This window comes from Streptomyces sp. NBC_01622, from assembly GCF_045209635.1.
GTDB lineage: Bacteria > Actinomycetota > Actinomycetes > Streptomycetales > Streptomycetaceae > Streptomyces.
Window position 1 is genome coordinate 6,889,191 of record NZ_CP109293.1, and the last position, 25,297, is coordinate 6,914,487.

Genomic DNA, 25,297 nt, shown 5'->3' on the forward strand with positions numbered 1-25,297 from the left:
GGTGTCTTAGGCGTATTCAGGGGGAGCGCTTACTCAGCCCCGCTAAGCCTGGTGGTGTGACTCTGAACCTCACCGAGGAACGCGCGACCGCCGCCCCCGTACGGCCGGTGCGGAAGGTCGTCCTGGAAGTCGTGAGATTCGGGATCGTCGGCGGCAGCGGCGTTCTCGTCAACTTCGCGGTCTTCAACGCCCTGCTGCACGGCCTGCGCTGGCCCGCGATGCTCGCGACCGTCCTGGCCAGCTGCGTCGCCATGGGCGCCAACTACCTCGGCTTCCGCTACTACACCTACCGCGACCGCGACGCCCCAGGCGCCCGCCGCATCGCCCTGTTCTTCGCCTTCAGCGGCATCGGCGTCCTCATGGAGAGCGGACTCTTCTACGTCGGCTACCACGGGCTGGGCCTCCACGGTCCGCTCGGGGCGAATGCCGTGAAGGCCCTGTCGATCGTGCTCGCGTCCGCGTTCCGTTTCCTGGTCTACCGCACCTGGGTGTTCCAGGACGAGGACGTCCAGAAGGACTTCTAGGCGGCCTTCTCCTTGGGCTTGTCGGCGCCGCCCGTGAAGGCCTCGTAGGCCTCCAGGACTTCTTCGGTCGGCCCGTCCATCCGCAGCTCGCCGCGCTCCAGCCACAGCACGCGGTCGCAGGTGTCGCGGATCGACTTGTTGTTGTGGCTGACGAGGAAGACCGTGCCCGCGTGCTGCCGCAGCTCGCGGATCCGCTCCTCGGAACGCCGCTGGAACGACCGGTCGCCCGTCGCGAGTGCCTCGTCGATCAGCAGGACGTCGTGGTCCTTGGCGGCGGCGATGGAGAACCGCAGCCGGGCGCCCATGCCGGAGGAGTAGGTCCGCATGGGGAGGGTGATGAAGTCGCCCTTCTCGTTGATCCCGGAGAAGTCGACGATGCCCTGGTAGCGCTCCTTGACCTGCTCCCGGGACATGCCCATGGCCAGGCCCCCGAGGTAGACGTTGCGCTCGCCGGTCAGGTCGCCCATCAGGGCCGCGTTGACGCCGAGGAGGGAGGGCTGACCGTGGGTGTAGATGCGGCCGTTCTCGACCGGGAGCAGGCCGGCGACCGCCTTGAGCAGGGTCGACTTGCCGGAGCCGTTGGTGCCGATCAGGCCGATCGCCTCGCCCTTGTAGGCGACGAAGGACACCTTCTTGACCGCGTGCACCTTGCGCACGCCCGCCGCCTTCTCGGCCTTCTCGCGGCGCAGCATGCGGTTGAGGGCGGCGGTCGCGGAGCCGCGTCCGGCGCCGGTTCCGTTGACCCGGTAGACGATGTCGACGCTGTCGCAGACGACGGTCGGGATCGTGCTGTCCGCGGCCACGGGGGTCCGCTCGGTGTGGTACTCGATGGTCTGCTCAGCCACGGCCGTACGTCTCCTCAGCCTTCCAGAAGTAGATGAAGCCGCCGACTCCGGCGATCAGCGCCCAGCCCAGTGCGGCCGGCCACACGTGTGGGGGGAGCTGGCTGGCGTGGAAGCTGTCGATCAGCGAGTAGCGCATCAGGTCGATGTAGACGGCCGCCGGGTTGGTCTCCAGGGCGAGCGTCACGATGTGCGGCAGGTGGTCCTTGCTGGTCAGCTTGTCGATGCTCCACATGACGCCGGATACGTACATCCAGGTGCGCAGCACGAACGGCATCAGCTGCGCGATGTCCGGCGTCTTCGCACCCATCCGGGCCATGATCATCGAGACGCCCGCGTTGAACGTGAACTGGAGGATCAGCACCGGGATCGCCATCAGCCAGGAGAAGCTGATCGGCACACCGAAGCAGAGCAGGATCACGACGAGGGCGGCCATCGAGAACAGCAGCTGCTGGAGCTGCTGCAGCGCGAACGAGATCGGCAGCGCGGCCCGCGGGAAGTGCAGGGCCCGGACCAGGCCGAGGTTGCCGGAGATCGCCCGGGTGCCCGCCATGATCGAGCTCTGCGTGAACGTCCAGATGAACACGCCCGTCACCAGGAACGGGATGTAGTCCGGCACGCCGCGCTTCGTCCCCAGCAGGATGCCGAAGATGAAGTAGTACACCGCCGCGTTCAACAGCGGCGTCATCACCTGCCAGATCTGGCCCAGCTTCGCCTGGCTGTACTGCGCGGTCAGCTTGGCGGTGGCGAACGCGGTGATGAAGTGGCGCCGCTCCCACAACTGCCGGACGTACTCGGGCAGGGAAGGGCGGGCGCCACTGACCGTGAGGCCGTGGCGGGCGGCGAGCGCCGCGAGGTCGTCTTCGTCGGCCGGGGCCGGCGAATGGGGCGGTGTGTGGAGGACCTGGCTCACATCCGCTGCTTTCGCTCGGGGGGAGGGGGTGCGCGCGTCCGGCTGCCGTGTTCCGTTGCCCGGCGTTTCCTTACGTTTCTCTTTACGTTCTCTTACGTCGGGACGGGACCGTATCGTCGCAACGTGAGCGTAGGCCGATTCGGCGTCGGAACGCAACCGTTTCGTCGTGACGGATGTGATCGGGTCGTTAGGGTCGTTGGGTTTGCGTCGGGACGGGTCTGTTGCGTCGATACGGGGTGGGGCGGGGGCGTTGTGGCGACGGGCCGGTTCCGTCCCCGCGACGAGCCGGTAGCGTCGCAACGCCCCGCCTCCGCCGTCGGCCGCCCCCCATAACCGGCCGGCCGCCGTCCGCGTCACGGCGAGTCCGTTTCGTCGCGACGCGCCCCACCCGCGTCGGAACGCAACCGTTTCGTCGCAACGCCCCTATGCTTGAGCTATGACGACGAACGCCGACGAGCCCAAGACACGTCAGCGCCGCCGAACCCCCGCCGGGGCGGCCGTACTCCGCGAGGATGTGACCGAAGCCATTCGGGCGGCGGTCTTCGAGGAGCTGGCGGCGGTCGGGTATGCCCGGATGTCGATCGAGGGGATCGCGCGCCGCGCCGGAGTGGGCAAGACGGCGGTGTACCGCCGCTGGCGTTCGAAGCTGCACCTGGTGCTCGACGTCGTGTCGGCGATCGCGGTGATGGGGCTGCCGACGCCGGACACCGGTTCGCTGGAGGGTGACCTCCGGATGCTGTACGAGGTGACGTCGCGGGCCCTGCGCCACCCGGTGGCCTCGCAGATCATCCCGGACCTGCAGGCCGAGGCGGCCCGGAATCCGGAGATCGCCGACGCGATGCAGAAGGCGTTGCGCGAGGGTCAGGAGGGTGTGGCCAGCAAGATCCTCGCGGCGGCGGAGCACCGTGGTGAGATCCGCCCCGGCATGGACGAGGACTTGGCGCTGGACCTGATCTCAGGCCCCCTCTACTGGCGCGCTGTGGTGATCCGCAGCCCGAAGCTGCCGAAGGGATACCTGGGGTCGCTGGCCCGGGCCACCACGGCGGGACTGAAGGCGCTGTAGGGCTCGACCGACCCGGCGAGTCACCCTTCTTGTCGGTCCAGCCGCCGCGCCAGTTCCCCGAGTTCAGCCGCCCGCAGCACCCGTCCGCCGAACCCCGGCAGCGGTACGTGCAGGGCCTCGCTCCAGCGTTCAGGGATCGCCGCGCTCCCGTACACCGCCCCGGCGAGCCCGCCCGTCACGGCGGCGACGGTGTCCGTGTCGCCGCCGAGGTCGATCGCGGCGCGCAGGGCGTCCTCGTAGGAGGACGTGGTGCGTACGGCCCAGAGGGCGGAGCCGAGGCAGGGCCAGACGGCGCCGTTGAACTCCGTTGCCAGGTCGGGGTGCCAGTCGGGGGAGAGGACGACGGCGTACCGCTCCCGGTGGTCGGGGTGGACGTACCCGAGGGTCTCCTCGACGGCGTCGAGAGGGTCGCGGTCCTCCAGCGCGACGCGCACCAACTCGTGGAGGACGGCGGTGCCCTCCCAGGCCGCGCGGTCTCCGTGGGTGAGGGCGGAGATACGGCGGGCCGCGTCCATCGTGGCGTGGCGTCCCGCGCGCGAGAAGTGGACGGCCGACGGGGCGGCGCGCATCAACGCGCCGTTCCCGGCGCCCCGTTGGCTCGTCCGGAAGTGCAGGGCGGCGGCCAGGTCCCAGGGGTCGCCGCTGCTCAGCACGGCCTCGGTCTGCAGGCCGATGTCCTTCGGATCGGCGGCTGCCCATCGCCGGAACCGCCCGAACATGTCCGGGAGTTGGAGCCCGTCGCACTCCAACAACGACTCCGCGACGAGTACGGCCATCTGCGTGTCGTCGGTCGCCTCGCCCGGGTCCCAGCCGCCGCCCCCGCACATCTCACCGCCGTCGCCAGGCGCCGGAAACCGGGCGGAGAAGGCGCCCTCGGGCCCGAACTCGAAGGGCGCGCCCAGCGCGTCGCCGACGGCGGAGCCGACGACGGCGCCCACGGCGCGCTCCGCCCTGGAGGAACGGTCCATCAGGCTCGCGCGGCCCCCGGATACAGCCGCACCCACCCCTCCCACGCCGACGCGATCATGTCCTGGACGTCGTGCTTGGCCTTCCAGCCCAGTTCGGTGGCGATGCGGTCGGCGGAGGCGACGACGCGGGCCGGGTCGCCGGGGCGGCGGGGGTGGATGGTCGGAGGACGGTCGTAGCCGGTGATCGCGTTGATGCGGTCGATCATCTCGCGGACCGAAACGCCTTCCCCGCGGCCGATGTTGAGGGTGAGGGCGCGGCCGGGGGAGGCCTGGAGGGCGCGGGCCGCGGCGACATGTGCCTCGGCCAGGTCGACGACATGGATGTAGTCGCGGACGCAGGTGCCGTCCGGGGTGGCGTAGTCGTCGCCGAAGATGCGCGGAGGCGCGTCCTCGGTGAGCTTCTCGAAGACCATGGGGACGAGGTTGAAGACGCCCGTGTCCGCGAGTTCGGGGCTCGCGGCCCCGGCCACGTTGAAGTAGCGCAGAGAGGCCGTGGACAGGCCGGTCGCCCGGCCCGTCGCGCGGACCAGCCACTCACCCGCCAGCTTCGTCTCGCCGTACGGCGACATGGGGACGCACGGTGTCTCCTCGGTGACCAGTTCCACGTCCGGCATGCCGTATACGGCCGCCGAGGACGAGAACACGAAGGACGGGACGCCGGCCGTGGTCACCGCCTCCAGGAGGACGCGCAGGCCCTCGACGTTCTCCCGGTAGTAGTGCAGCGGCTGGTCGACCGACTCGCCGATCTGTTTCTTCGCCGCGAGGTGGACGACTCCGGTGACGTCCTGGTCGGCGAGGGTGCGGGCCACGAGGTCCGCGTCCAGGGTCGAACCCAGCACCAGGGGCACGCCGTCGGGCACGCGCGCGGCGATGCCGGTGGACAGGTCGTCGTAGACGACGGTCTGTTCGCCCGCCTCGGTCATCGCCCTTACGACGTGTGCCCCGATGTAGCCGGCTCCGCCGGTGATCAGCCAGGTCATGTGCGGCCGTCCCATCCGTCACTCGATCAGTGGAGGCGCGTCCCTCACGCTCCCCGGGCCTCAGTCAATCAGGCGCCGGAGTGTGCCGCGGTCAACTGCTGGGACTCCCCGTGGGGGCCGGAGGGCCGCACGCGCGCGTGCGGAGTCGCCGGAACCGCCCTCGATGACCGCCACAGACGGACGAAGGAGAGGACGGCCGCGGTGGCCAGCAGACCGTTGCGTACGACCATCAGGGCGCAGCCCGTCCACGTGCTGTGGATGACGTCTCCGTACAGGGCGGGGAACTCGACGGAGCTGATCGCGGTCGCCGCCACGATCAGCGCGGCCACCGGGCGCTGCACGGTGTGCCGGGAGGTCAGGCAGACGGCGGCCAGGCCGAGCAGCCAGATCATGTACTGGGGGCTGATCACCCGGCTGGTCACGGTGAACAGCAGGACGGCGCTCAGCGCGGCGTCGTAGGGGGTCGCGTCGGTCCAGCGGCGGGCCCGGATCCGCCACAGCAGCAGGAACCCGAAGGCGACCGCCGTGAGCGCGAGGGAGGCGTCGGCGACGGCGGCGACGTGCGGTCCCGTGAACTCCATCGCGCCGTACTGGTAGTGCGCCCGGCCCGGCCAGCCGACGTGGGTCGCCAGGCCGAGGAGCGTGCCGCCCAGTGACTCGATCTGTACGCCTCTGCCGCCCTGTTGGCGCAAGAAGGCGAAAGGATTGTTGAACAAGGCTACGAGCATCATGAGCGACAAGACCCCCGTCCCCACCGCCCACGACCACACCGACCGCGTCGCCCGCCCCCTCGGCACCCCCAGCAGCACCAGCGCCGGCCACACCTTCACCAGCGCGCCCAGTGCCGCGAACGCGCCGCACGCGCGCGTGGAGCGCGACAACGTCAACAGGGAGATGACGGCGAACGCTGTGACCTGCACGTCGTAGCGGACGAGCGGCATGTGCAGGAGGAGGGGGAGGCAGGCGATCCAGTAGGCGGCGCCGCGCAGGCTGTGGCCGGAGCGGGTGCCCGCGCGGGCCAGGACCACGGTGATCAGCGCGTCGGTGGCGAGGGTGAAGGCGACGAACGCCTGGAAGTACGTCAGGTCCGGCAGCAGCGCGGGGGCCAGCAGGACCGGTCCTGCACCCGGCGGGTACTGCCACAGGTGGTCGTGGGCCGGGAACGCGCCCTGCGACAGGACCCCGTACCAGTGGTAGTAGAGGCGCCACACCTCCCGGGCGACCGCGCCCCGGCCGAGCAGGGGCAGGCCGTTGTACGCGAGGAGGAGCAGCATTCCGGCGCGGGTGGCGAGCCAGGCGAGCGTGAGGGCGGGGAGGCGGTGTCTGCGGACGGCGTTCATCACAGCGGATCGTAAGCCGGGTGAATGCCGCAGGAATGCTAATACACCGTCAATCGCCGGTAAGAGCTTGCTAACAGTACAAAATCAGCCAGGTGGACAGCCAAGGTGAGGGCGAGTACGGGCACGGGCGCGGGCGACGGACGCGTGCGGAGGTCGTGGCCGTCGTCGTGCCGGTGGTCGTCATGCTCGCGTTGGGGCTGTGGGGGCTCGACCGTGGCGGGATGTGGGGCGACGAGGGCGTCACGTTCCTGGTGGGGCGGCGCACGGTGCCGCAGATCTGGCGCCTGTTGCACGGCGTCGACGCGGTGCACGGCCTGTACTACCTGCTCATGCACGCCGTCCTCGCCGTCCACCCCGGCGAGGTGGCCCTCCGCCTGCCGTCGGTGTGCGGCGCGGCGGCGGCGGCGGGCCTGGTCGCGGCCCTCGGCATCCGGTTGGCCCGCCCCCGGGTCGGCCTCTGGGCCGGCCTGCTCTACGCGATCACCCCGCTGACCGGCCACTACGCACAGGAGGGCCGGTCGTACGCCATTGTCGCGGCCGGAGTCGCCGGGGCGACGCTGCTGCTCGTGCGGGCGCTGGAAGGGCGCTCGTGGTGGCCGTACGGCGCCGTCCTCGCCGTGACCTTTCTGCTGCACGAGTTCGCCGTACTGGTGCTCTGCGCGCACGCGTTGACGCTGGCGGCGGCGCGGGTGCCCAGGGCGGTGTGGGCCGGCTGGGGGCGTGCGGCGGGCGTGGTGGTGGGGGTGCTGCTGCCGTTGGCGTGGGTGTCCCAGCGGCAGTCGGGGCAGGTGGCGTGGCTGCGGGTGCCGGACCGGGACACCACCGAGCGGCTGGCCCGGGGCTTCCTTGCCGTCGCCCCGACCGGAGTCGCCTTCTGGACCTCGGTCCTGCTGATCCTGCTGGGACTCGGCGGGGGACGGCTCGCGTCGGTCGCGCTGCCGTTACTGGTGGTGCCGCCGGTGATCCTGCTGACGGTCTCGCAGTTCCGGCCGCTGTTCCATGAGCGGTATGTGCTGTACGCGCTGGCGGGGGCGCCGTTGCTGGTGGCAGCGGGGGCGGACTGGCTGGTGGGGATGGTGGGCCGGCTGTGGCCGGGTGGTCTCCCGAGTCCGGAAATCGCCCATGAGGCGGGCCGAGTGGCTGGGGTCGAACGCCACCCCCAGCTGGTCGGTGCCCTGGTCCCGGGCGGTCACCGCTCACCACTCGACCGTACGTCCGAAGCCGAAGCCGAAGCCGAAGCCGAAGCCGGAAGCCGCCCACCGCGCCCCGCACAGCCGGACGCCCGCCGCCCGCCCCGCCGCACCGCCCTCCCCCTCCTCACCCTCGCCGGCGTGTTGGCCGTAGCCGTCCCCTTCCTTCACGGCCTCCCCGCCTACCGGAACGACCGCCTGGCGGCCCACCGTCCCGAGAACCTCGCCGCGGTCTCCGCGCTGGCCGGTCGTGAGCTGCGGCCCGGCGACCCCGTGCTGTTCCTGCCGTCGTTCTGGCGGGTGACGGAGTTGGCGTATCCGAGGCCGTTCGCCGGGGTGCGGGACCTGGCGCTGGCGGAGTCGGGGGCCCGGTCCGGGACGCTGAGCGGGCGTGAGGTGGCGCCGGGGGAGTTGCGGCGGCGGCTGGACGCCGTGGACCGGGTGTGGATCGTCGCGCAGTCGAATCTGCTGCCGTCCCGCTGGGTGCCGGGCGACCCGGCCGACCGGGTCAAACTCGACGTCGTGGACGGGGAGTTCGCGTGTCGGCGGCAGTATGTGAGCGGACGCGTGAAGCTGGCTCTCTACATCCGCCGAATGCCTCCGCAGCACCTGGTCGTGCCTGCTCCAGAACCCATGGTCATGCCTGCTCCAGCGCCGCCGAGTCCAGCGCGTCGGTGAGTTCGTCGAGGCGTGCCCGCAGCGCGCGGATCTCGTCGACGTCGAAGCCGGTCGCGCCGAGGATGCGGCGCGGCACGTCGAGGGCGCGTTCGCGCAGGGCGACGCCCTCGTCCGTGAGCCGCACGTCCACCGAGCGCTCGTCGCGGGCGCTGCGCTCACGCCGTACCAGACCGGCCGTCTCCAGCCGCTTGAGCAGCGGGGACAGGGTGCCGGAGTCGAGCCGCAGGTGTTCGCCGAGCTTCTTGACGGGCAGCTCGCCGTGCTCCCACAGCACCAGCATCACCAGGTACTGCGGGTACGTGAGCCCGAGATCCTTGAGGAGCACGCGGTAGACGCCGCCGAAGGCGCGTGACGCGGCGTTCAGAGAGAAGCAGATCTGCTGGTCCAGGTGGAGCCAGTCGCTGGTGGGCGTGTCGGCGGGAGTGGTGGTCATGGTTCCAGGGTAGCGCTAGCGGGCCATTTAGTTGTGTGCAATTAAATTGTGTGCTCTACTTGTCGTCGTGAGGGGGCCCGGACACCCGGGCCGAACGCCTCGTAAAGACTTCCGAGAGGGATGGTTTCCATGGACGCGATCTACACCGCCGTAGCCACCGCCACCCACGGCCGTGACGGCCGCGCGGTCAGCAACGACGGCAAGATCGACCTTCAGCTCGGCATTCCGGTCGAAATGGGCGGCAACGGCCAGGGCACCAACCCTGAGCAGCTGTTCGCCGCCGGCTACGCCGCCTGTTTCGGCAGCGCCCTCGGCCTCGTCGGCCGGCAGTCCAAGGTCGACGTCACCGACGCGGCCGTGACCGCCGAGGTCGGCATAGGCAAGCAGGGTGAGGGCTTCGGCCTCAAGGTGACGCTGCGCGTCGAGCTCCCCGACACGGTGGACGAGGCGACCGGCCGCAAGCTGGTCGAGACCGCCCACCAGGTCTGCCCCTACTCGAACGCCACCCGCGGCAACATCGAGGTCGACCTCGTCATCGAGTAGTCACATCGAGTACGACGCTTCTACGACCCCGGCGACGAGCGCTGATCACCTCGTCGCCGGGGTCGACCGCGTCACCTCACCGGCTGAGCCTGCTGCCCGTGCGCCTGCACCGGCACGGCAGCGACCGCCTTCCCCCGCGCCACGCTCTCCAGCAACAACGGCACCCCCACCACCGGCAGCAGCCACACCAGTACGACCAGCCGCCCGCCCCACACGCTGATGTCCGGGTGCGCGGCCTGCGTGAGGATCCCGGTGAACGCGGCCCCGATCAGGAACACCCCGAACACCGGCCGCCGCAGCGCGCCCCACGCACCGGCGCCGAGCGCCGCCGCGAGCACCGGCTGCCACAGCTGCTGCCGCGTCCACTCCAGCCAGAAGTTCGCTTCCAGGTGCAGGAATTCGGGGTACAGCCGGGTGCGGTCGGGCAGCGCGTAGTGATCGGTCAGCAGGTCCTGGAGGCTGTCGGTCTGCGACGGGTAGTTCAGCAGGCTCGCCAGCAGCAGCGTGCCTACGGCCGCCGCCGCGCCGAGTGCCGCGATCACCACCCACGCCCGCCGCCGCTGTCGTACGGCGATCAGCGCGCCCGCACCGGCCAGGCACAGCCCGAGGAACAGGGCCTGCGAGTGCTTGACCGTGAAGAGCAGGAGCAAGGAACCGCCGACCAGGGCGAGCCCGGCACGCGTACGGCGGCCCTGCGACACCAGCGCGCAGCCCCACACCGCTGCCAGAGTCAGGACCATCATCAGGCCCTCGGTCATGGGGCGCATCGCGGTCGTCCCGCACGGCAGGACGTAGTAGAGGGCCTGCCCGGTCAGCGCGAGCGGCACCGACACGGACAGCGTGCGCAGGATCAGGAACACGAGGATCCCGCCCGCGACGGTGAGGAGGACACTCGACGTCCACAGCCCCCACACCGGCCCGAGCAGCGTGACGAACGGGACCAGGAACACCGGGTATCCGGGCCGCACTTCGAAGATCCGCATGAACCGCTCGGGCATGAACGGCGTGATGAACCCGCCGCTGTTCCCGGCCCGCAACTGCGCGTCCACCACCCGCCATTGGGCGGCCCGGCACTTCTTCGCGACCCGCGCGGCCGGGTCCTTGCCGTGGAAGTTCAGCACGTTCACGCTCTGGTCCCGCCGCGCGATCGCTCCCCTGCTCGCGCAGTAGTAGTCGATGGTGACCGTCGCCGCCCCGCGCTTGCTCTCACCGCTCAGACTCAGCGCGTACGACAGGTAGTTCTTGGTGTCGGGGGTGTCCCGGCCGGTGACGTTGGCGAGTTGGAGCACCGCGAACACGGCGGCCAGCACCAGCACCCACGTGCGGGGCCTCATGAGGACGCCAACTGGTCGTGACCGGCGGTGGGGGAGGGTACGCGCGTGACGGATCCGGCCGGCGGCTGCCAGTCGTCCTCACCCAGCAGCAGTGTCCGTACGACCCTCTCGGCGGCGTTCCCGTCGTCGAACTCGCAGTAGCGCGACCGGAATTCGGCCCGCAGCCGCGTCGAGTCCTCGTCCCGCCAGGCACCCGAGGCGAACAGCCACGCCAACTCCCGGTAGGAACCGGACACATGGCCCGGTGGCGCGGCGGTGACGTCGAAGTACGTGCCCCGGCTCGCCGCGTACACCTCCCGGTCGTCGGCGTGGAGGACGATCGGGCGGTCGAGGTTGGCGTAGTCGAACATCAGGGCCGAGTAGTCGGTGACCAGGGCGTCGGACGCCAACATGAGGTCTTCCACGGAGGGTTCGTCGGTCGCGTCGACCAGCACACCCCGCCGGTGCAGGTCCGCGAGACCCATGCCTCGCGCGGGACCGGTCGACAGCGACGGATGCAGGCGTACGACGAGGGTATGTTCCGGGCCGAGATCCTCCGCGAACCGGGCCAGGTCGAGGCGGTCGACGTGGCCGCTCCGGACGTACTCGCGGCGGGTCGGCGCGTACAGCACGACGGTGTGCTCGGCGGGGATGCCGAGCCGTTCCCGAACCGCCGCCCCCGCCCCCGGTGTTGCTCGGACGAGGACGTCGTTGCGCGGGCTGCCCGTCCGCTCCGATGCGAAGTGGCACGGATACGCCCGCTCCCACACCAGCTCCGAGTGCCGGTTGGCGACCAGGCTGTGGTCCCAGCGGTCGGCACGGCGCAGCATCTGCGGCACGTCGACGCCGTAGCGGGCGCCGGGCTTGTCCAGCAGGTCGGCCGCCATGTACTTGAGCGGGGTGCCCTGATGGGTGTGGATGTGGACGCTGCCGGGGCGCTTGGTGAGGGTGCCGGGCCAGTTGACGTTGTTCACGAAGTACTTTGCCCGCGCGGTGACTTGGTGATAGCGCGGGGTGTTGAGGAGGACGTGCTCGACGTCCGGCGGCAGCAACGCGGCCTGTTCCGCGTCCTGTACGACCCACACGCCCCGGAGCTGCGGCGCGATCTCCCGCGCCTTGTAGTACACGGCGGCCGGGTCGCCGAGCACCCCGCGGTGCGAAAAGGCCGAGTACACGACGAGGTTGGGGTCGAGCGACCGGCGGGCGTGCAGCGCGGCCCAGCCGCCCTTGACCCGCCCCGCCGCCGACTTGCGTGCTTGCAGCGCCCGCCGTTCGAGCTGCCGTGCGGCCCGGCCCGCCTGCCGCCTGACCTGGTACAGCGCGTAACTGCCCTCCAGGACACGGACTTCGGCGTCCACCGCCACGCCCGCCGGCTTGTGCTTGGCGAACAGTTCGGCCGTACGGCGGAAGAACTCGGCCTTGTCGGACGGGGGCAGGCGGTCCGGCTTGCCGAGGATGTCGAGACAGTGCTCGCCCATCTTGCGGTGCAGGTAGGGGCGCCAACTCGCCAGCTCCGGGCGGGAGTCGACGAACGCGAAGACCCGCTCGTACTGGTCGTGGATGTCGAAGTGCTTGCGGCTGGTGGTGGACAGGATGTTGCCCTGCCGCCGCTGCCGGTAGTTGAGGCAGATCCGGTCGAGGGTGGCGATCCGCTCGGCGCTGAGCAGCACCGGGAACGTCCAGGGCGTGTCCTCGTAGTAGCCCGGCGGGAACTCGAAGGCGTGCTTGTGCACGAACTCCCGGCGGTACACCTTGTTCCACACGACCATCAACAGGTCCAGGATCTCCGGGTGTTCGGCGACCGTGAAGGTGTCGTCGACCTCCGTCAGGACGTGCGCGAGGACATTGCGCCGGGTGCCGCCCCACCAGTAGGTGCGCGCGTAGTCGAAGACCAGCACGTCCGGGTCGCCGCTCGCGTCGAGCCGGTCGGCCATCGCGCGCAGCGCGCCGGGCGTGAGGGTGTCGTCGCTGTCGAGGAAGAAGAGGAAGTCGCCGGTGGCCAGGGGCATTCCGGCGTTGCGGGCGCGGCCGAGGCCGACGTTCTCCGGCTGGTGCAGCACCTGTACGCGCGGGTCGCGGGCCGCGTACTCGTCGAGGATCGCGCCGCAGCCGTCCGGCGAGCAGTCGTTCACGGCGATCACCTCGATGTCCCGGTAGGACTGCTCCAGGACCGAGTCGAGGCACTCGCGCAGAAAGCCCTGCACCTTGAAGACGGGGACGATGACGCTGAAGCGGGGCACTTCGGGTTCAGCTCCTTACGAGGGTGGCGGCGGGGGCCGGGACGCGCTCCGCGAGCGGGATCACGGGCGGGACCGCCGCCGGCGGCTCACCGAGGAACACCCGGCGCACGACCCGTTCGGCGGCCAGTCCGTCGTCGAACTCGCAGAAGCGGGACCGGAATTCGGCCCGCAGGGCGGTGGACGCCTTGTTCGCGTACGAGCCGTCGCGGAACACCTGGGCCAGTTCCTCGGGCGTGCGGGCCACCGGGCCCGGCGGGGCCTCCATGAGGTCGAAGTAGACGCCCCGCGTCTCCCGGTAGACCTCCCAGTCGTCGGCGTACACGACGATCGGCCGGTCGAGGTTGGCGTAGTCGAACATGATCGACGAGTAGTCCGTGACCAGCGCGTCGGCGGCCAGGCACACGTCCTCGGAGGAGCGGTGCCCGGTCACGTCGATGATCCGGCCGCTGCTCTTCGCCCGTCCCTGGTCGTGGAAGTAGTGGGCGCGCAGCAGCACGACCACGTCCTCACCGGCCGCCGCGCAGAAGGCCTCCAGGTCGAGGCCGGTGTCGAAGCCGGTCCGGTAGTCGCGGTGGGTGGGCGCGTACAGGACGGCCGTCTTGCCCTCCGGTACGCCCAACTCCCGCCGGACGCGGGCCACTTCGTCGGCCGTCGCCGTGTAGTACACGTCGTTGCGCGGATAGCCGTACTCCAGCGCCTCGTAGGAACCCGGGAAGGCGCGCTCCCACATCTGCGTGGAGTGCCGGTTGGAGGAGATGTTGTAGTCCCAACGGTCCACCCGGCCGAGCAACTTGGCGAAGCTGCCGGTCGCGGCGGCCACCACCGGGTACGTCGACTGGTCCACGCCCATCTTCTTCAGCGGGGTCCCGTGCTGCGTCTGGACGTGCACGCTGCCGGGCCGCTTGACGACGCCCTCCGCGAAGTTGGCGTTGTTCACCAGGTACTTGGCGCGGGCCAGCACCTCCCAGTACTTCCGGCTGCCGATGACGGCGTGCTCGACGCCCTCCGGGACGGCGTCCACCGCGTCCGGCTCGACCAGGAACACCGAGCGGATGTGCGGGGCGAGTTCACGTGCCTTGGCGTGGATCGCGGCCGGGCTGCACGCGTAGCCCCGGCCCCAGTAGGCGCTGTAGACCGCCAAGTTGGGGTCGAGGGGGCGGCGCAGGTCTAGGGCGTAGCGCAGGCGGGTGCGGAGCATCCAGGGGCGGGGGACCCTCCCCCAAGCTCTCGACTTCGCTCGACTCGGGGGGACCCCCATGGCCGCCCCCGACGCCGCCCGGTTGGCGCCTCGCAGCGCCCGGAACGCCGAGTACGCCCCCGACGCCAGCAGTCGGTGCTGGACCCCCACACTCCCGCCCGGCGCGCGGAAACCGGCGGGCCGGTGCGTGCGGTACAGCCGCCCCGCCCGGCGGAAGAAGGCGCGGTGCCCGGAGGGGAGGCGCTCGGGCCGGGAGGCCGTCTTCAGCACCACCGCGAAGAGCTGTTCGAACAGGGCGCCGGACAGCTCGCTCCCGGCGGCACGCGTCAGCACCATGTCGACCTGGTCGAGGAGTTGGTGGTGGTGCGCGCCCGGCAGGTTGAGCCGGCTGCCCTGCCGCCGCAGCAGATGCCGTACGACCACCGAGCGCAGCACCGCCACCCGCTCGGCGGCGACGGTGACCAGCCCGCCCCAGCCGAGGTCGGTGAACGGGCCCTCCGGGAACGTGAGTTGGTGGTCGGCGAGGAAGACGCGGCGGTAGGCCGCGCTCCAGGCCGGGAGCTGAACGCCCGTCAACTGCGGTGCCTGGGCGGGGGAGAAGGCGCCGGCCGGGGTCTTCGCCAGCAGCGGGGCGGCCGGGTTTGTGGGTTCGCCCTCCCACCACGGGGTCCGCTCGTGCTCGAAGTACAGGACGTCGACGTCGCTCGTCTCCGTCAGCCGGGCGTGCAGTGCGGCCAGCGCGCCCGGGGCGAGGGTGTCGTCGCCGTCCAGGAACACGACGTAGGCGCCGGTCGCCGCCCGCAGGCCGGTGTTGCGTGCCCCGCTCAGGCCCGCCGAGGGTGGTGAGTGGACCGGGGCCACCCGGGAGTCCCGTCCGGCGTGGGCGTCGGCGACGTCGCCGGCCGGGGAGCCGGGGGCGTCACAGACCGGGATCAGCTCGAAGTCGCCGTAGGACTGCGCGAGGACCGAGTCCAGGGCCTGGGAGAGCCGGCCGGCGACCCCGTGGGACGGGACGATGATGCTGAAGCGGGGCATTCTGTTCTTTCTCCAGTGGTCCGGAGGGGTCCGGGTCAGTGCGCGCGGTGGCCGGGTCGCCCGGTCGGACGCCAGGTGGACGGCCGGGTCGGTGTCGGCCGCGAGGGGCTTGATGGCATGCGAACTCCCCGGTGTGGGAACGGCGTTCAGAGGCGGTCGGTGACGGGCTGGGACGCCGTGGGCTGCGGCACGGTGGCGAGCGGGGAGGGCGTGAGGCTCGCGGCGGCGGACGGGACCGGGTGGCGGTCGGCGAGCGGTACGACGGGCGGGAGGTCTCTCTCGCCCAACACCACGTGGCGTACGACCCGTTCGGCGGCGCGGCCGTCGTCGTAGGGGCAGAAGCGCTCGCGGAACGCGGTGCGGAGTTGGGTCGAGCGGGAGCCGCGCCAGTGGTCTGTCGCGAAGATGTCGATCAGTTCGTCCTCACTGCGCGCGACGGCGCCCGGCGGGAAGGCGCGCAGGTCGAAGTAGGTGCCGCGGGCCGCCTCGTAGGCCTCCCAGTCGTCGGCGTGGATGACGATCGGGCGGTCGAGGTTGGCGTAGTCGAACATCAGGGACGAGTAGTCGGTGACCAGCGCGTCCGAGGCGAGGCAGAGCGATTCGACGCTGGGGTGGTCGGTGACGTCGATGATCCGGCCGGACGCGGGGGCGAGGGGGCCCTCGTGCCAGTAGTGGGCGCGGGCCAGCACGACGAAGCGCGGGCCGAGGCGGCGCAGTACGCGGTCGAGGTCGACGTGGGCGCGCTGGACGCGGCGGTAGTCGCGGTGGGTCGGTGCGTAGAGGAGGGCGATGGCGTCCTGCGGGATGCCGAGCGACTCGCGCAGGCGGTGCACGTCGGCCGAAGTCGCCTGCTGGAACACGTCGTTGCGGGGATAGCCGTAGGCGAGCGTGGTGTAGCTGCCGGGGTAGACCCGCTCCCAGGTCAGGGTGGTGTGGCGGTTGGGGGACAGGACGTGGTCCCACTTGTCGACGCCCTTGAGGAGTTCGTCGAAGTCCATGTCCCGTGCGGCGGCCGGGCGTTCCTGGAGGTCGAGGCCCATGTGCTTGAGCGGGGTGCCGTGTTGGGTCTGGATCAGCACCTGGCCGGGGCGCTTGACCAGCCGGCGGTCGAAGTTGACGTTGTTGACGAGGTACTTGGAGCGTGCGAGCGCCGTCCAGTAGGAGGCGGTGTTGGGGCGCAGCCTGCGGGTGGCGGCCGGGATCGTGTGGTGGTGCTCGGGGCGGGCGACCCACGCGGTGCGGATGTGCGGGGCGTGGGTGCGGAACGCGGTCTCCAGCGCGCCCGGGTTGCAGCTGTGGCCGCGCCCCCAGTAGGCGGCGAACACCGCGCGATCCCTTAGCGGGAGCCGGAGTTGGACGCGGTAGTGGAGCTGGAGAACGGCTGCCCTGAGCGTGCGGAGGGCCTTCGCGGTGAGCTTGACCGTGCTGCGCCGCCAGCTCATCGCCTTCTGCACGGCCCGGAACGTGCGGTGCACGCCGAAGTGCACGAACGTGTGCCGCATCCGGGTGCGCAGCGGGACCGAGGTTCCGGGGATGCGGTAACGGCGGTAGTGGGCACGGGCCTTGCGCAGGAACTCGGCGCGGCTGCCGCGCGGCAGCCGGTCCGGCTTGGTGAACACCGTCGCGAGGTGGTCGACCATACGGCGGAACAACACCGGCCGCCACTGCGCGAGTTCGGGGCGCGCGTCGACGAACGCGAAGACCCGGTCGTACTGGTCGAAGACGTCGAAGTGCTTACGGCTGGTGGTGCCGAGGATGTTGCCCTGGCGGCGCTGGCGGTAGTGGACGCAGACCCGGTCGAGGGTCGCGATCGTCTCCGCCGCCATCAGCACCGGATAGGTCCACGGGGTGTCCTCGTAGTAGCCGGGCGGGAAGGCGAAGCCCTGGCGCTCGACGAACTCCCGGCGGTACGCCTTGTTCCAGGCGACCATGATGACCCGCAGCAGCCCGGGGCGGTCCTCCAGGCGGAAGGGGGCCGGGCCCTGTTCGGTCAACTGGGCGGCGGTCTTGTTGCGTTGGGCCTCGCCGGACCAGTAGGTGCGGGCGTAGTCGAAGACGAGGACGTCGGGTTCGCCGGTCTCCTTGACGCGGTCGGCGATCGAGCGCAGCGCGTCGGGCGTGAGCGTGTCGTCGCTGTCGAGGAAGACCAGATAGTCGCCGGTCGTCTGTGCCAGACCGGCGTTGCGGGCGCGGCCGAGGCCCTGGTTCTCGGGGAGGTGGACGGCGCGTACGCGGGCGTCGCGGGCCGCGAACTCGTCGATGATCGCGCCGCAGGCGTCCGGCGAGCAGTCGTCGACCGCGATCAGCTCCAGATCGGGATACGACTGGGAGAGCACCGATTCCAGGCATTCGTGCAGGTACGCCTGGACCTTGTACGCGGGGACAATGACACTGAACCTGGGCAAGGGACATCCATGGGTCGGTCGGCGCGGGCGTTCTGCCCGGGAACGGCCGATGGAGTGACTTGGTTACGCCGCGTACGGCATACGGGGGACGCACGGTGAACGCGAAGGGGCGGGCCGGTGACGGCCCACCCCTTGAGCTATGTGCGGTTTATTACTATTTGACCGCGCCCGCCATGACACCGGACACGAACTGCCGCTGGAACGCGAAGAACACGGCCAGCGGGATCACCATGGAGATGAACGCACCGGGTGCCAGTACGTCGATGTTGTTGCCGAACTGGCGTACCTGGGTCTGTAGTGCGACCGTGATCGGCTGGGTGCTGGACTTGGTGAACACCAGCGCGACCAGCATGTCGTTCCACACCCACAGGAACTGGAAGATGCCCAGGCTCGCGATCGCGGGCCCGCCGAGCGGCATCACGACCCGCGCGAACAGCCGGAGTTCGCCGGCTCCGTCGAGGCGGGCCGCTTCCAGCAACTCGCGCGGGATCTCGGCGAAGAAGTTCCGCAGCAGGAACACCGCGAACGGCAGCCCGTACCCCACATGGAACAGGATCACCCCGAAGATGGTCCCGAACAGGCCGATCTTGCCGAAGAGTTCGGCGATCGGGATCAGCGCCACCTGCACCGGCACGACCAACAGGCTGACCACGCCCAGGAACCACCAGTCGCGGCCCGGGAACTCCATCCACGCGAACGCGTAGCCCGCGAGTGCGCCGATCACCACGACGAGGACCGTCGCCGGGACGGTGATCAGGACGGTGTTCCACAGCGAGCTGGTGATGTCGCTGTTCTCCAGCAGTGTCTTGTAGCTGTGGAAGGTGAGTTGGGAGGGCTGGCTGAAGACCTTCCACCAGCCGCTCGCGTTCATGTCCTCCGGGCTGCGCAGCGAGGACAGCAGCAGCCCGATCGTCGGCACCAGCCAGAACAGGCCGACGACGATCAGGAACACCCGGACCAGACCCCCGCTCGCCGCCGCCGCGAGCCGTCCGCCGAGCGACTCCCGTGCCTTGACGACCTCAACAGGCCCTGTTTTCCCCAGAGTTCCGGCATCCGTCGTCATCGCCGCACCTCCCGCCGCAGCCGGCGCACATTGAAGAGCATCACCGGGATCACCAGCAGGAGCAGGAACACCGAGATCGCGCTGGCGATCCCCGGCTGGCCCTCCGAGAAGCCCTTCCGGTACAGCTCAAGGGCGAGCACGTTGGCGTCGTCCTGCGAGGAGCCGGGGGCGATGATGAAGACCAGGTCGAAGATCTTCAGCACATTGATCATCAGCGTGACGGCGACGACCGCGAGCACCGGTGCGAGGAGCGGTACCGTGACCCGCCGGAACACCTGCCACTCGTTGGCACCGTCGACCCGCGCCGCCTCCAGCAACTCCCTTGGCACACCCGCGAGTCCGGCCGCGATCAGCACCATCGCGAACCCGGCCCACATCCACACGTACGACCCGATGATGGCCGGCGTCACCAACGACGGGCCGAGCCACTCCACACCGTTGTACGGCGCCTTGAAGTTGCTTGCCGGGAGCCGTAGTTGGGCTCCGTCGGCGCTCGCGGGCAGCGTGAAGGCGCCGTCGCCCGCGGCCTTGGTCGAGGCGACCACCTTGCCGTCCTTGACGGCCTCGATGCGCATCCCGCCGTAGCCGAGCTCCGACGGGTCGACCGCGCCGAGCTTGCCGACGCCCTTGCCGCGGGTGAAGTCCTGCCAGGTCGTGCCGGTGATCTTCCCGGGCTCGGGCTTCGCGGCTACGGCCTTCTTCGCGCTGTCGGGCATCTGGTCGGGGGCGACGCCGACCAGCGGGAGTGTGACGGTCTGGCCGGTGTGGACCGTCGTACTGGTGATGAAGCCGCCGTGGTCCGCCTTGAGCGGGGACTGGCGGCCCGGGTGGGCGTTGGGGAACGCCGACGACGAGACGAACGTGTCGTGGATGCCTACCCAGACCGCGTTGGCGACGCCCTTGTGCGGGTCCTGGTCGTAGACGAGGCGGAAGATGATGCCGGCGGCGAGCATCGAGATCGCCATCGGCATGAAGACGACCAGCTTGAACGCCGTTCCCCAGCGCACGCGTTCGGTCAGCACCGCGAAGATCAGACCGAGGGCGGTGGCGACCGTCGGCGCGAAGATCACCCAGATGATGTTGTTCTTCAGGGCGGTGCGGATGCCGTCGTCGGTGAACAGGGCCTTGTAGTTGTCGATGCCGGCGAAGCCGTCGCCGGCCTGGTTGCCGAAGCTGCGGACCAGCGAGTACCCGATCGGGTAGACCACGAGCGCGCCGAGCAGCACCAGGGCGGGCAGCAGGAACAGCACTGCCACGGTCCTGCGGGTGCCGGTCACGCTCTTGCGGTTGCGGGGAGGGACGGAGGCCCCGGGAGCCTCCGCCGCTGCCGATGCCATCGCCGGCTCAGCTCCCGCTCGCGTACGCCGCCGCCGCGTCCTTCTCCAGCTGCGTCTGCGTGCCCGCGATGTTCGTCGGGTTCTTCAGGAAGTCCTGGAGGTCCTTCCACTCGCCCTTGCCCGGGGTACCGCCGAAGGACTGCGGGGCCTGGTCGGACATGTCGAAGCGGAAGTCGTCACCGGCCGCGATCAGCGACTTGGCGATCGTCCGCTGCACCGCGTTCGGGTACGCCGAGTCCGGCACGTTCTTGTTCGGGGAGAGATAGCCGCCCAGCTTCGCCTGGATCGTCGCTGCGTCCGGCGAGGCCAGGAACGTGGCCAGCGCCTGGGCCGCCTTGGAGTCCTTCAGGATGACGGCCGCGTCGCCGCCGGAGACCACCGGCGCGGTCGAGCCCACCGACGGGAACGGGAACACCTTGGCGTCGGTGCCCACCTTCGCCTTTGTCTCACCGATGTTGACCTGCACGAAGTCGCCCTCGTAGACCATCGCGGATTTCGGCTGGTCGCCGCCGGTGAAGGTCTGGGTGACCGAGGCGGGGAACTCCGTCTGCAGCGCGCCGTTCTGGCCGCCCGCGATGTACGCCTTCTTGCCCCAGATCTGCGCCAGCGTGGTCAGCGCCTCCTTCACGGAGGGGTCCGTCCACTTGATCTTGTGCTGGGCGAGCTCGTCGTACTTCTCCGGGCCCGCCTGCGACAGATACACGTTCTCGAACCAGTCGGTGAGCGGCCAGCCGTCCGCGCCCGCGATCGAGAAGGGGGTGACGCCGGAGTCGTAGACCGTCTGTGCGGTGGTCAGCAACTCCTGCCAGGTCTTGGGCTCCTTGGCGCCCGCGTTCTCGAAGACCTTGGCGTTGTACCAGATCAGCGACTTGTTGGCGGCCTTGTAGTACACGCCGTACTGCTTGCCGCCGACCTTGCCGATGTCCTGCCAGCCCTGCGAGTAGTTCTTCTGCAACTCCGCGAGCGCGTCGGCTCCGAGGGGCTTGGCCCACTTCTTGTCGACGGCCTGTTTGATCGCGCCGGGCTGCGGGAGCATCGCGACGTCCGGCGGCTGGCCGCCCGCGATCTTCGAGCCGAGGAAGTTGATGATCGGGTCCTGGGCGGGCACGAAGGTGACCTTGGCACCCGTGCGCTTCTCGAACTCCGCGAGGACCGCCTTGAAGTTCTTCTGCTCGGCACCCGTCCACACGGCGGCCACTTCGAGGCTTTCGCCGTTCAGTTTGGGGAGGGCGACCGTGCCGGTGCTCTCCGAAGGGGTGCTGGACTTGCCGCTGTCGCTCTTGTTGTCGCTGCCTCCACAGGCGGTCAGCGAGAGCGCCAGTGCTCCCGCGGCGACAACTGCCGCTGTGCGTACGGTGGTGCGTGTCCCGTTTGTGCTGCTCGTGCTGCGCATCACTGCCCCGTTCTTCGTTCCTCGTCGAACGCTCGAACGCTTCCGTGCGCACTGGTCTACGCCCGGTGCTTGAACGCGGCAAGATGGCGTTCGCTGTCAAGACCGCGATCGTGATTGGGTCGTGACGTGGGGTTGTGTGGGCGACCTGTGAACGATCAGAGGAGTGACGGGACCTCCGCCGCCGACACCGAACGCGTCGCCCGCTCCAGCGCGCTGGCCAGCAGCGCCAAGTCCGTGGGCCCGTTGCCCAGTTCGCGGACCGGGCGGCGGGCCGGGGGGTCGCCCATGCGCTGCCACTCCAGGGGGACGACCGTGGGGCGGAGCGTCGCCGTGCGCGGGATACGGCCCGTGACGCGACCGCCCTGGAAGGGGGTGCTCCGGCCGTCCGGGAGGGTCAGCCGACCGCGGCCGGGCGCCGGTTCCTCCGGACCCTGGGTCGTCGGGTCGAGGGTGACGCGGAGGGTGGCGTGCCGGGCGGGTTCCGTCTCGGCCGTACGGGCGTCCAGCGTGGCCACCGCCACCAGGTGCACGCCGAGCCGCTCGCCCTCGCGGGCCACCGCCTCCAGCGCGCGTATGACGGAACCGGCGGCGGGGCGGCCGGGCGAGCCCAACGGCGGCTTCACCAGGGCGTCCAGGTCGTCGACGACCACGACAAGACGGGGCAGCGGCGGTGCCGCCTCCGTCTGCTGCCGGGCCGCCGCCGGGCGCAGCCGGATCGTCGAACTCGTCGGACTCTCCAGATCCCCGGCACCGGACGTGCCGCGCTGAGCGACGATCCGGCCCGACACCTCGTGCCGGGAGTGCCACTCGGCGAACCCGATCCGGCCCAGCAGCTCGGCCCGCCGCTTCAGCTCCGCGCTCAGGGACTGCGCGAACTCCCGCATCCGCACAGGGTCGTTGGCCGTGAGATGGGTGGTGACATGCGGTACGTCCGTGCAGACCCGCAGGCCCTCGCCGTGACCGCCGCCCGCGCCGACACTGTCCCGGCCGTCGATCAGCACGATGCCCAGCCGGTCGGGACGCTCGGCCGCCGCGAGCGAGGCGACCACCGCCCGCAGCGACTCCGTACGGCCGCTGCCCGGCGGGCCCTCGATCAGCAGATGCGGGCCCTCGGAGGCGAGGTCCGCGCTGACCGGCCCGCGCGGTCCGGCCCCGAGCACCGCCCAGGCCCGGCCGCCGAGCGCGTCCTTGTCGTCACCCGCGTCCGCCCAACGCGCCAGCAGGGACGCCGGGGTGGCCCGCGCCAGCCCCAACTCGTCCAGCAGCCGCGCCGATTGGGGCAACGGCGCCGACACGCGTGCGTGCCGCTCATCCGTCGCGCCGTCGGCCCTGAGCGGCGCCAGCGCCCGCGCGAACCGCTCGGCCCACGCGAGCGAGACCGCGTCCACGGCGGCTACGGTGCCTTCGCCTACGGGGCCGTTGGAGTCGGGCCCGACCGGAGTGGAGTCCGCCGAGCCGGGATCGGACACATGCGAGGCAGGCGCACTGGGGCGTGCCTCCACCGCGCCGGGCTGCTGAGCTCCGCCGTGCGCGACCCGCAGCAGCCGCAGGGCCGTCGCCACGTCACCGCTGAGCAGCGCGACCGCGCCGCACTCCCGGAACGTCGGCGCCGCCGCGCAGGCCGCCTCGTAGGTCTCCGTCACCGGTGAGGTGGGCGAGGCGGCCTCCGTCTCGGCGAGGCACACGACGTGGATACCGGCCCGGGGCCCGTCGTGGGCCAGCCGCGCCACCGCCTCGCGCACATCGGCCCCACCGGGGTCACCGTCCACCACCAGCACGGTGTACGGCCCCGCGAACCCGTCCGCCGAGCCGTCACCGTCGTCGGTGCGGGCCCAGGAGGGTCGGTGGACGGCCCCACGCACGGGGTCGGCGGTGTCGGACGAACGGGGCCGGGTGGCACCGGAGTCCGGATCGTCGAAGGCGCGTGGGCCGGGTGCGCCGGAGCGGTCGTGATGGGCCTCGTCGGTGATCGAGTACGCGGTGGAGGCGCTCGCGCCCGGCTGGTGACGGTCCTCCGGGTGCCGTGCGGTGCCCGGCCGTCCCTCCGCCGGACCGCGCTGCGCGCCGATCCCCGGAGTACGCCGGCCGGCGTTGAAGGAGTTCCCGTAGGTGGCCCTCGGCCCGCCCCCGACGTGCGTGTCCGTGGCGTGGTCCTCCAGGCGCCGCAGGAGCTCGTCCGTGCGGGCCGTGGCCTGTTCGCGGTCGTAGGCCAGCAGGAGGCGGCAGTCCTGGCCGTGCCCGGGACGCAGATGCGGCAGCCAGCCGAGCCAGGACCACTCGGCGGTGCGCTCGGCCACCGGACGCGCCCGGTCCGTGCTGATCAGCACGATCTCCAAGGCGTCCGGGGAGTGCAGCGCGGCGAGCTGGGCCACCACCGCGCGGGCAAGCCCGGCCAGCCGTGTGCGCGGTCCGGCCAGGCCCAGCGCGCCGACCTCGCGGAGCCCGGAGGTCACCGGCACCGCGGGCAGTAGCGTCGAGCCGTCCGGTGTCGCCCGGTCGGCGGTGCCGAGCCGCACGGTGAGCGCCTCGGGGTGACCGGGGCCGCGCTCCCACAGCCGGGGTCCCGGGCCCAGGGCGGTGAGCAGCAGGGCGGCCGGGTCGGGCCAGGTGTCCGGCTGCTGGGCGGGCACGGGCGGGGTCGGCGCGTTCTTGCCGGCGCCCTCCCCGTCGTAGGAGTCGTAGGAGTCGTAGGAGTCGCCGTACGAGCTGTCGTACGGCGAATCGGGGTCCTCGGCCGGTGACTCGCCGCGTGCGCCCGTCAGGCGGCGGGCCCACTTGCCGATGCCGCCGCGCCTGCGCACGCCCTGCGGCACCTCGGTGCCCCGGAGGGGGGTGCCCTTGCGTCCGCCGTCGCCGGGTTCGTCGTGCGCGGGGATGTGGGAGGTCGTCGTCCGCGCGGAGAACGATTCCTCGGCGCGGACGTCCCCGGGGGCCTCGCCGAGCGTTCCGAAGCGGCCGGCGTGGGTGTCCCCGCCGTAGGGGACCACGCGGTGCTCGATGCCCGGGGCGGCGCCCTGGCCGGGCACCACGGGCGGCTGCGCGCGGGGGCCCGCGGGGGTGCCGGGGGACACGCGTACGTGGCCCTCGCCGTCGGGGGTCGTCTCGGCGCGCGCTCCCGGGCCGCCGGACGGGGTCAGCCGCAGGGCGGACTCGCCGATCCGCAGCAGCGCGCCCGGGGCGAAGCGCACCGGGCGGGTGCCCACGCGCGTGCCCGACAGCGTGGTGCCGTTCGTCGAGCCCAGGTCGGCGACCGAGACCCGGCCGCCGGGGTCGACCGTGACCGCGCAGTGCAGCCGGGAGACGTCCGGGTCGTCGAGCGGGACGTCGGCGTCGGCGGAGCGGCCGATGTGGATCTGGCCGCCGTGGAGCAGGTGCACCCCGCCCGCGTCCGGGCCCGCGACGACATGGAGCTGGGTCGGGGCGTCGTCCAGCTCGGGGTGTGCCTCGGGCTCGGCGGGGGCGCCCAGGGACAGCACCGCGCCGTCCGTCAGCGGGGGCTCGCCGAGTGTGCAGCGCTGGGTGTCCAGGCGCTCCACGCCCGCGTAGAGCACGATCGGGGCGCCGGACTCGCGGCTCCGCTCGGGCGTGGACGCGGCCGGGTCGGCGGAGACCGCCGAGGCCAGCGCCGACGCCACCGCGGCCAGGGCCGTGCCGGCGGGCGCGGTGACCAGCACATCGCAGCTCGCGGAGCGGCCCCGCGGCTGCGCGGGCGGCCCCAGCGGGTCTACGACGGTCAGCCGGATCTGCATCGCCGTCAGCGGTCCCTTCTGCCCCGGGCGCGGAATATTCCCCCACCCCGCGCGAGCACATCGGCCAGTTCTGCACGCATCCTCGCACCT

Annotated in this window: 18 protein-coding genes; 4 read left to right on the top strand and 14 right to left on the bottom strand. The window is 71.3% G+C overall.

Going from position 1 to position 25,297, the window contains the following annotated elements:
- Positions 1-56: 56 nt before the first annotated feature.
- Positions 57-524 (top strand): GtrA family protein, encoded by a 468-nt coding sequence (locus OH768_RS31800; protein WP_406459293.1) that lies wholly within the window; start codon positions 57-59, stop codon positions 522-524.
- Here OH768_RS31800 and OH768_RS31805 read toward each other — a convergent pair.
- Both OH768_RS31805 and OH768_RS31810 read right to left on the bottom strand, forming a co-directional pair.
- The gene (locus OH768_RS31805) at positions 521-1,369 is read right to left on the bottom strand and encodes an ABC transporter ATP-binding protein (RefSeq protein ID WP_406459295.1); all 849 of its coding nucleotides are present in this window, start codon (positions 1,367-1,369) and stop codon (positions 521-523) included. The two genes, OH768_RS31800 and OH768_RS31805, sit on opposite strands and share 4 nt — an antisense overlap.
- Positions 1,362-2,279: an ABC transporter permease gene (locus OH768_RS31810; RefSeq protein ID WP_406459297.1), complete on the bottom strand. Its 918-nt coding sequence runs from the start codon at positions 2,277-2,279 to the stop codon at positions 1,362-1,364. Before OH768_RS31810 ends, OH768_RS31805 begins: the two co-directional genes overlap by 8 nt.
- Positions 2,280-2,715: 436 nt before the next feature.
- Between OH768_RS31810 and OH768_RS31815 the strand changes: the two genes are divergently transcribed.
- Complete coding sequence (locus tag OH768_RS31815; protein ID WP_406459299.1) at positions 2,716-3,342, top strand: TetR/AcrR family transcriptional regulator; 627 nt, start codon at positions 2,716-2,718, stop codon at positions 3,340-3,342.
- A gap of 20 nt (positions 3,343-3,362) precedes the next feature.
- Here the strand turns inward: OH768_RS31815 and OH768_RS31820 are convergent, their stop codons facing one another.
- The 3 genes from OH768_RS31820 to OH768_RS31830 form a co-directional block, all read right to left on the bottom strand.
- Positions 3,363-4,310: an ADP-ribosylglycohydrolase family protein gene (locus OH768_RS31820; protein ID WP_406459301.1), complete on the bottom strand. Its 948-nt coding sequence runs from the start codon at positions 4,308-4,310 to the stop codon at positions 3,363-3,365.
- Positions 4,310-5,290, bottom strand: a complete 981-nt coding sequence (galE, locus tag OH768_RS31825) for a UDP-glucose 4-epimerase GalE (protein WP_406459303.1) — start codon at positions 5,288-5,290, stop codon at positions 4,310-4,312. The genes OH768_RS31820 and galE overlap by 1 nt, the downstream gene beginning before the upstream one ends.
- A 68-nt stretch (positions 5,291-5,358) precedes the next feature.
- Entirely contained in the window at positions 5,359-6,630 is a 1,272-nt protein-coding gene (locus tag OH768_RS31830) for a glycosyltransferase 87 family protein (protein WP_406459305.1), read from the bottom strand.
- 182 nt (positions 6,631-6,812) lie between these two features.
- Between OH768_RS31830 and OH768_RS31835 the strand changes: the two genes are divergently transcribed.
- Positions 6,813-8,498, top strand: coding sequence for a hypothetical protein (locus OH768_RS31835; RefSeq protein ID WP_406465519.1), 1,686 nt, complete (start codon positions 6,813-6,815; stop codon positions 8,496-8,498).
- Here the strand turns inward: OH768_RS31835 and OH768_RS31840 are convergent.
- On the bottom strand, positions 8,458-8,931 hold the full coding sequence (locus OH768_RS31840) for a MarR family winged helix-turn-helix transcriptional regulator (RefSeq protein ID WP_406459307.1): 474 nt from the start codon (positions 8,929-8,931) through the stop codon (positions 8,458-8,460). The two genes, OH768_RS31835 and OH768_RS31840, sit on opposite strands and share 41 nt — an antisense overlap.
- Positions 8,932-9,060: 129 nt before the next feature.
- On the opposite strand from OH768_RS31840, the gene OH768_RS31845 reads away from it, so the two are divergent.
- Positions 9,061-9,474, top strand: a complete 414-nt coding sequence (locus tag OH768_RS31845) for an organic hydroperoxide resistance protein (protein ID WP_362983390.1) — start codon at positions 9,061-9,063, stop codon at positions 9,472-9,474.
- A 71-nt stretch (positions 9,475-9,545) separates the two neighbouring features.
- Here OH768_RS31845 and OH768_RS31850 read toward each other — a convergent pair whose 3' ends face one another.
- The 8 genes from OH768_RS31850 to OH768_RS31885 all read right to left on the bottom strand — a co-directional run bounded on the left by OH768_RS31850 (position 9,546) and on the right by OH768_RS31885 (position 25,207).
- Positions 9,546-10,808 (bottom strand): hypothetical protein, encoded by a 1,263-nt coding sequence (locus OH768_RS31850; RefSeq protein WP_406459310.1) that lies wholly within the window; start codon positions 10,806-10,808, stop codon positions 9,546-9,548.
- A complete protein-coding gene (locus OH768_RS31855; RefSeq protein WP_406459312.1) occupies positions 10,805-13,027 on the bottom strand; it encodes a CDP-glycerol glycerophosphotransferase family protein in 2,223 nt (740 codons plus the stop codon). The genes OH768_RS31850 and OH768_RS31855 overlap by 4 nt, the downstream gene beginning before the upstream one ends.
- Positions 13,028-13,034: 7 nt before the next feature.
- Entirely contained in the window at positions 13,035-15,260 is a 2,226-nt protein-coding gene (locus OH768_RS31860) for a CDP-glycerol glycerophosphotransferase family protein (protein ID WP_406459314.1), read from the bottom strand.
- A 146-nt stretch (positions 15,261-15,406) separates the two neighbouring features.
- The gene (locus OH768_RS31865) at positions 15,407-17,665 is read right to left on the bottom strand and encodes a CDP-glycerol glycerophosphotransferase family protein (RefSeq protein ID WP_406459316.1); all 2,259 of its coding nucleotides are present in this window, start codon (positions 17,663-17,665) and stop codon (positions 15,407-15,409) included.
- A 154-nt stretch (positions 17,666-17,819) separates the two neighbouring features.
- Complete coding sequence (locus OH768_RS31870) at positions 17,820-18,728, bottom strand: carbohydrate ABC transporter permease (protein WP_406459318.1); 909 nt, start codon at positions 18,726-18,728, stop codon at positions 17,820-17,822.
- Complete coding sequence (locus OH768_RS31875; protein WP_406459320.1) at positions 18,725-20,065, bottom strand: carbohydrate ABC transporter permease; 1,341 nt, start codon at positions 20,063-20,065, stop codon at positions 18,725-18,727. Before OH768_RS31875 ends, OH768_RS31870 begins: the two co-directional genes overlap by 4 nt.
- A 7-nt stretch (positions 20,066-20,072) precedes the next feature.
- Positions 20,073-21,458 (bottom strand): ABC transporter substrate-binding protein, encoded by a 1,386-nt coding sequence (locus OH768_RS31880; protein WP_406459322.1) that lies wholly within the window; start codon positions 21,456-21,458, stop codon positions 20,073-20,075.
- A 155-nt stretch (positions 21,459-21,613) separates the two neighbouring features.
- Positions 21,614-25,207, bottom strand: a complete 3,594-nt coding sequence (locus OH768_RS31885) for an FHA domain-containing protein (RefSeq protein ID WP_406459324.1) — start codon at positions 25,205-25,207, stop codon at positions 21,614-21,616.
- Between the last annotated feature and the right edge of the window lie 90 nt (positions 25,208-25,297).